This window comes from Sporosarcina sp. P25 (genome assembly GCF_002743235.1).
GTDB lineage: Bacteria > Bacillota > Bacilli > Bacillales_A > Planococcaceae > Sporosarcina > Sporosarcina ureae_B.
Map to the genome: position 1 here is coordinate 1 of NZ_PDYV01000036.1, position 6,805 is coordinate 6,805.

General features: G+C 40.6%; 6 protein-coding genes and 1 pseudogene. 5 read left to right on the forward strand and 2 right to left on the reverse strand.

Features of this window, described 5'->3' with window-relative positions:
• Positions 1–145: 145 nt before the first annotated feature.
• Positions 146–1,447, forward strand: a pseudogene (locus CSV70_RS16125) (IS4 family transposase); the annotation flags it as partial.
• 547 nt (positions 1,448–1,994) lie between these two features.
• Complete coding sequence (gene mbcS / locus CSV70_RS16130; protein ID WP_099629582.1) at positions 1,995–3,572, forward strand: acyl-CoA synthetase MbcS; 1,578 nt, start codon at positions 1,995–1,997, stop codon at positions 3,570–3,572.
• Between the two features lie 75 nt (positions 3,573–3,647).
• On the opposite strand, the gene CSV70_RS16135 is transcribed toward mbcS, so the two are convergent.
• Entirely contained in the window at positions 3,648–4,448 is an 801-nt protein-coding gene (locus CSV70_RS16135; RefSeq protein WP_085131227.1) for an NAD kinase, read from the reverse strand.
• A 104-nt stretch (positions 4,449–4,552) separates the two neighbouring features.
• Between CSV70_RS16135 and sppA the strand changes: the two genes are divergently transcribed.
• From sppA to tpx, 3 genes are read left to right on the forward strand one after another with little or no spacing between them, the layout of a single operon-like run.
• Positions 4,553–5,557, forward strand: a complete 1,005-nt coding sequence (gene sppA, locus CSV70_RS16140; protein WP_099629583.1) for a signal peptide peptidase SppA — start codon at positions 4,553–4,555, stop codon at positions 5,555–5,557.
• Between the two features lie 17 nt (positions 5,558–5,574).
• Positions 5,575–6,120, forward strand: coding sequence for an RDD family protein (locus CSV70_RS16145; protein ID WP_233191836.1), 546 nt, complete (start codon positions 5,575–5,577; stop codon positions 6,118–6,120).
• A 28-nt stretch (positions 6,121–6,148) separates the two neighbouring features.
• Positions 6,149–6,652: a thiol peroxidase gene (tpx, locus tag CSV70_RS16150; protein WP_085131224.1), complete on the forward strand. Its 504-nt coding sequence runs from the start codon at positions 6,149–6,151 to the stop codon at positions 6,650–6,652.
• A 58-nt stretch (positions 6,653–6,710) separates the two neighbouring features.
• Here tpx and CSV70_RS16980 read toward each other — a convergent pair.
• On the reverse strand, positions 6,711–6,805 hold a 95-nt coding region (locus CSV70_RS16980; protein WP_369802589.1), incomplete at its 5' end, for an IS3 family transposase.

Sequence of the window (6,805 nt, forward strand, 5' to 3'; positions counted from 1 at the left end):
CCATAGGCGTCAACTTAAGAAAAAATATAGGGTTATACTTCCTTCTTTGTTGGTATTTATAGAGTAAAACCAATAAAGGAGGAGTCTACTATGAAGCCGCATCATCCAGTTTATCAATTAAAACAGTTATTTCAGCTTCTGCCACCCAAAAGAATTGAACGATTTAGCTAGAGAAACAAAATTTATACAACGAAATCGGAAGTTCACGCTTATTTCTTTTTTAAACATGATTTTCACTAAACCCGGCGTGCTATCTACCCTTTCATTAACAGGTATGTGTGGGGACCTAGGTAATTCCGATATTCACTTATCCAAACAGGCATTGAATAAACGAATTAACCAACCTATGGTACTATTCTTACAAAAAATATTCTTACTTCTATATGATGCGCAATTGACATTGGAGCTTAGCTCCATACCGTTTAGAAGTAGTATTCCTTTTCGCTCTATACGAGTATTAGATGGAACTACTGTGACGTTATCTATGGACTGTAGTGAATTCTATCCTGGAAGTGTGGGAGCTGGCGTGAAAATCCAGATAGAATTTGATTTACTCACGGGGCGCTTTTTGTATATCAACTTACAGCCAGGAAAAGCAGGTGATGGTCCTGCTGGGTTGGATAGATTACAAAACCTACAAAAGAATGACGTGTTTTTACAAGACTTAGGCTACTTTAAATTCAAGATATTAGAAGGGATAAATGAGAAGGAAGCGTTCTTTGTTTCTCGCGCCAAAGCCGATACACAATTCCATACCCTCCATCCCAACCCACAGTACCATCCAGACGGGTCTCTTATGCAGAAATATGCATATGAACGATTGTTAATAGAAAGTGTTTTCCCTTCGATCAACCGAGGAGAGTATAAAGAATATCCTCTTGTATATATGGGGGCCAACTCCAAGATTCCCACACGCTTAATTTTATATCGTATGACCCAAAAGGAACAAAGTCGTCAAGACCAGAAAATCGCGGTGCGTAACCGGACAAAGCCAGGAATCATCAAACAAAAATCCAGAGATTTGTCAGGAGTTTCCATGATGATATCCAATCTGCCACCCACAGTCCCAGCGGAAGAAATTATCGCATTGTATCGATATCGATGGCAAATTGAACTTCTGTTTAGATCGTGGAAAAGTGATTTTAAAGTAGCGCACTTTCGAAGAATGAAGATAGAAAGATGGCAATCTCATCTGTACGTGGAGCTGATTAGGCTGCTTCTCAGTACATTGATTACCTACCAATTCCGTATTCATTTCTGGAAAAACGAAGGGTTGATTTTGAGTGAACAGATCACAATGCGAGAAGTTGGCAAAAAAATATGGGTGCTTTGGCGAGCCCGTGATGAAACGGTCTGGCAAAACACCCTAGAAAGTCTAGAAAGAATCCTTCGTTCAATTGGAAGGAAAAATATTAAAGAACCGAGTCCTATCGGTTGGAATACCTAAAGAAAAAAATAGGGGGAAATGAATTTTATTTGGCATGCATAAAATCAAATCCTGTTATAAATATATACCCGAAACAAATAGGAGCGAAACTCGAAAGTCTAAAAATAATAAAGTTTTTTTAAAAAAACTTCATTTCAAATCATACAACCGATTAACTATTCATTAAGTTGACGCCTATGGTCGCCCCAGCTTCCGCTTCAATCCTACTTTGGAAGTGCTTATATTTAGATCACTCATTGTAAATGGTGTGTGAAATAGAGTTCGGTTTCAAACTTATTTAGGTTCAAGTTCAAATAAACATAATTCTAACTTCACTGAACAACAATAGATCAACCTCAAGCCATGCCCGCAGGAAAGCGTCCCCTACGAAGCACAAATCCCCTCGCGTTTCCCCGTTCAGCCTATCCTCTTCTTTCATTTCTTCACCAAGTTAAAAAACCTCATAGTATACATATCCAAACAGTATACTGAGAAAAAGTATATAATGTTTTGAAATTTCGCTATTCTATTTGTATACTTGTAGTAGTACATAATAGGGGGAATGGAAATGAACCGAGAAGAACTACTTGCGCCCGCTCGCTATAATATTGTTTCTGAATTCGAAAAATATGCAACAGGTGATGGCAGAAAAGCGCTAATTTATGTAGATGAGCAAAATCAAGTACAACAAGTAACGTATGATGAACTCATCCAAGCGGCTAACCGTACAGCGAACGTGCTGACATCGAGTGGCTTGGAAAAAGGTGATGTAGTGCTGGTCATGGTGCCACGCATGATTGAAGCGTATGTGACATACATTGGCGCACTAAAGGCAGGACTTGTTGTGATCCCTAGTTCTGAAATGTTACGTTCCTCCGAAATTGAATATCGAATTGAACACAGTAACGCCAAAGCGATTATTGCATTTGATGCGTTTACCGATCAACTTGAACACGTGGAAAATTTAGATAAAGTGACCGTCTATATTATCGGTGAAGCAAAAGAAGGGGAAATCTCCCTGACCGCACAAGAAAAGAATGCTTCGTCAGAGTTTACCGCTTGTGATACCTCTAGCGACGATATGGCGTTTCTATCGTATACATCTGGTACGACAGGCAAGCCCAAAGGTGTAGTACATACACATGGCTGGGGATATGCACATTTGCGGACGACTGCACCGAACTGGTTAGGTATTGAAGAGCATGATATAGTGTGGGCTACAGCAGCACCAGGATGGCAGAAGTGGATTTGGACACCGTTCTTATCTGTTCTAGGAAGCGGTGCGGTTGGTTTAGTCTATAGCGGTAAATTTAATGTAGAAAAATATTTACAGCTATTGGATGAGTACCAAGTCAATGTTCTTTGTTGTACACCGACTGAATACCGATTTATAGCAAAAGCTGAAAATTTAAATACGTTTTCACTAGCCTCTTTGAAAAGTGCTGTCTCAGCGGGAGAGCCGTTAAATCGTAGTATCATTGATATTTTCAAAAAACAGTTTTCGCTTTCTGTTCGTGATGGATATGGACAAACAGAGAACACATTGCTTGTCGGTACGATGATTGGAATGGAAGCGCGTCCGGGATCAATGGGCAAACCTACACCGGGGAATATTGTGGAAATCATTAATGATGAAGGTAAACCGGCGGATGTGGGTGTAGTGGGTGATATTGCTGTTCATAAATCCACGCCTGCACTTTTTCAAGAATATTTGAATGATCCTGAACGTACGAAGATGCAATTTAGAGGGGATTATTATATTACTGGAGACCGTGCGAAAAAAGATGAAGAGGGCTATTTCTGGTTTGAAGGCCGAGGCGATGATATCATTGTGAGCTCGGGGTATACGATTGGACCGTTCGAAGTGGAAGATGCGTTGACCAAGCACCCTGCAGTTCGTGAGTGCGCGGTAGTCGCAAGTCCTGATCCTGAACGCGGAAATGTTGTAAAGGCATTTGTCGTCTTACGTGATAATACATTGGAATCAACTGAAAAACTCGTAAAAGAGTTACAAGATCATGTCAAAGAACTGACAGCACCTTATAAATATCCTCGTAAGATTGAGTTTTTAGAAGAGTTGCCAAAAACATCTTCAGGAAAAATTATGCGTATTGAGTTGCGCAAAAAAGAGCAAAATCAAAAATGATGTAGTCGGTAAGCTATAAAAAGGACTGTCAAGAGTCGTTTTATTCTGACATTTGACAGTCCTTTTTGTTTTACTTCAGAAGAACGTACGTTGGACTTTCTCGAAGAATGAGTTATTTGGAAGTTTTGCGGTACGAATGACTTTCTTGCTTAGTTGTGCTTCTACTTTTTCTACTTGTTTGATACCGAGTGCTTCGTTATCTGTTGCAATAGACGGGAATTCATTGCCTTCTTGCTGGATATTGAGTGTCAGCTGTCGTTCATTACTTAAAATGAACGACGTGCCGAGTGTGCGGTAGCGATTATTATTAACCGATGCAAGTTCTGTCACTTGGAAAGAAGGGAGTCGCGGATCAATCACAGCGCCTTTAACGGATTTATTATACGCTGTACTACCTGTTGGCGTGGAAATGATTATGCCGTCGCCAAGAAATGTTTCAAACAATAAATCATCGATGTAAATATCCATGACAAATGTGCGGATAATGGTAGAACGTATGCTGAATTCATTCAGGCATAAGAACGGATTCTGCTGATTAATCGACACTTCCAGGAGAGGATAACGGCGCTCTTCTATCGTTGCTTGTCGTAGTGTGTGTACAAGAGAACTACTATCATCGAATTGGAAATCACAATATACGCCGTGTGCTCCTTTTACGGATACTCCGAGATAAAGAACGTCCTGACGGAAATCGGTTTTACGAACGGCTTGTAGGAAGGTGCCGTCACTGCCGATACTGATAACTACATTGGCTTTGGCATGATCTTCTGTTAAGTTGAAGCCTTCTTTTTTAAGGCGTTGAGCAATAACGTGTTTTTTATGGACGGTGTCTTCGTCCAAACGACTGAAGAGAAAAATAGTATGTAGAGAAATCATTTGAATCATCTCCTTTTTCAGTTAATAGAATAAGTGTAGCATGAATGAAACATTTGGACGATTGGGAACGTATAAGTAGATGTGGACAAAGGAGGAAATATAGTATGAATGCAAAAAGATGGATTGCTGTAGCAGTAGCTGCCACATTGATCATTGTGTCGGTTGGTATTAATGCGATGTCATGGGTCTTCACGAGAGACTGGAACAGTTTCGTCAACGAAATCAATTTGATGGAGACTCAAGTACAAGAGACAGTGGTAGAAGAAGGAAGTATCAATGAGCGAATTGCGGTATTGACAGTGGATGGTGTCATACAAGATGTTGGTGAAGCGACCCTCTTTAGTGGAGCGGAATACAATCATCGGCAATTCATGACGCAGTTGAATGAAGTAGCAAGTGATGACACGGTGAAAGGAATTGTCCTTTCTGTTAATTCACCAGGTGGCGGTGTGTTGGAGTCATCGGATATTTATGATGCGATTACAGAAATTCAAGAATCGAAAGAAATTCCGGTCTACGTCGCGATGGGTGGCATGGCGGCTTCAGGAGGCTATTATATTTCAGCTCCTGCAGATAAAATTTATGTTCATCCTGAAACATTGACTGGTTCAATCGGTGTGATCATGCAATCGATTAACTACGGAAAGTTGGCAGAAAAATACGGCGTGGAATTCCCGACGATCAAGTCAGGTCCATATAAAGACATGATGAGTCCGACTCGAGAGATGAAACCTGAAGAACGTGCAATGCTTCAGGAAATGATTGACGATTCGTATAAGCGTTTCGTTGATATTATTGTAGACGGACGCGGTATGTCAGAAGCGGCTGTCCGTAAAGTCGCGGATGGACGCGTCATGAATGGTCGTCAAGCGATCGAAGCGGGACTTGCGGATGATTATGGTAAGCTGCCAGCTGTTATTTCTGCTATGAAAGAAGATTATCACTTGGAAAAAGCAGAAGTATTCGAATATGGAATGCCTACTAATTTGAAAGCAATTCTTTCCATGAAAGCCCATAATGTATTTAATGGAGATGTCGAATCACAAATTATGAAAAAAATACTGACTGAAAATACAGCACCACGCATGATGTATTTATACGGTGAATAAGAAGGAGGGAAACGATAATGACGAATGAACTGCTGGATACGCAACCAACCGTGCGACTTGAACAGACGCTCGTGCCAAAATATGCAGGCTTCTGGATCAGACTGTGGGCATTTTTAATCGACATGCTGGTCATTTCCGCAATTAGCGGCATCTTTGTCAAGCCGGTGTTCCGCGTACTTGATATGGCGATCACCAAGCCCTCTGCCTTTTTATTCAGTCCGTATAAAGTGACAGTACTTGTCTTGCTATTGTTGTATTTTATCTTGATGACGAAAATAGCAGGGCAGACCGTTGGGAAAATGATCATGGGAATTCGTGTGATGAAATCAAATGGAGAGAAATTAAGTTGGGGCTCTGTTATTTTTAGAGAAGGTTTCGGTCGTTTCATTTCACAAATGCTGTGGATTCTGTATTTGCTTGTCTTGTTCTTACCTCAAAAGAAAGCTCTTCATGACGTCTTTGCCGACACGGTGGTGGTTCATGAACGAACATTCGAAAGAAAAGAAGTGCAGAAAATCATTCATCCTGAACACCATCAGTTGCATGAAGACCCTACGGTTTAGTACACTAGATTAAAAGGAGTGGTTAGTTATGGTACAAGTTACATTCAAAGATAATCCGATTCATCTGTTAGGTTCAGAAGTGAAAGTTGGAGATCAAGCACCGAGCTTCACAGTGCTTGCAAATGATTTGAATCCTGTTACACTTGACGATTCAAAAGGTAAAGTACGTTTGATCAGTGTAGTGCCTTCTGTTGATACAGGTGTATGTTCCATCCAGACTAAGCGTTTCAACGATGAAGCCACATCACTCGGTGACGATGTCGAAGTCATGACGATTTCTTGTGATCTTCCGTTTGCACAGGGGCGTTTTAAAGAAAACGCGAAAGTGGAAAATTTACACTTATACTCTGATCATCGCGATCTTTCATTTGGTACAGCATTCGGTACAGCGATTGAGGAATTACGATTATTGACGCGTTCGATCTTCGTTGTCGATCGTGATGACAAAGTCACATATGTTGAGTATGTAAGTGAAGCGACTGACCACCCAGACTATGATGCAGCGATTAAAGCAGTAAAAGAATTGAATTAATTTAAAAACCCACCTGAACTAAAATGTACCCTTTGTAAAGGACAATTATAAAAAAAGCCTAAGCTGCTTGTTGAAGCTGTCGTCTGTATTCTGCAGGCGGCAGCTTTTTCAAGTTCCACTGCCCGCGATAATGGTTATAGTACGTCATATAAC

Coding starts and splice junctions, on each gene's coding strand:
- tpx (WP_085131224.1), top strand. CDS start 6,149: ATGGTACAAGTTACATTCAAAGATAATCCGATTCATCTGTTAGGTTCA.
- mbcS (WP_099629582.1), top strand. CDS start 1,995: ATGAACCGAGAAGAACTACTTGCGCCCGCTCGCTATAATATTGTTTCT.
- sppA (WP_099629583.1), top strand. CDS start 4,553: ATGAATGCAAAAAGATGGATTGCTGTAGCAGTAGCTGCCACATTGATC.
- CSV70_RS16135 (WP_085131227.1), bottom strand. CDS start 4,448: ATGATTTCTCTACATACTATTTTTCTCTTCAGTCGTTTGGACGAAGAC.
- CSV70_RS16145 (WP_233191836.1), top strand. CDS start 5,575: ATGACGAATGAACTGCTGGATACGCAACCAACCGTGCGACTTGAACAG.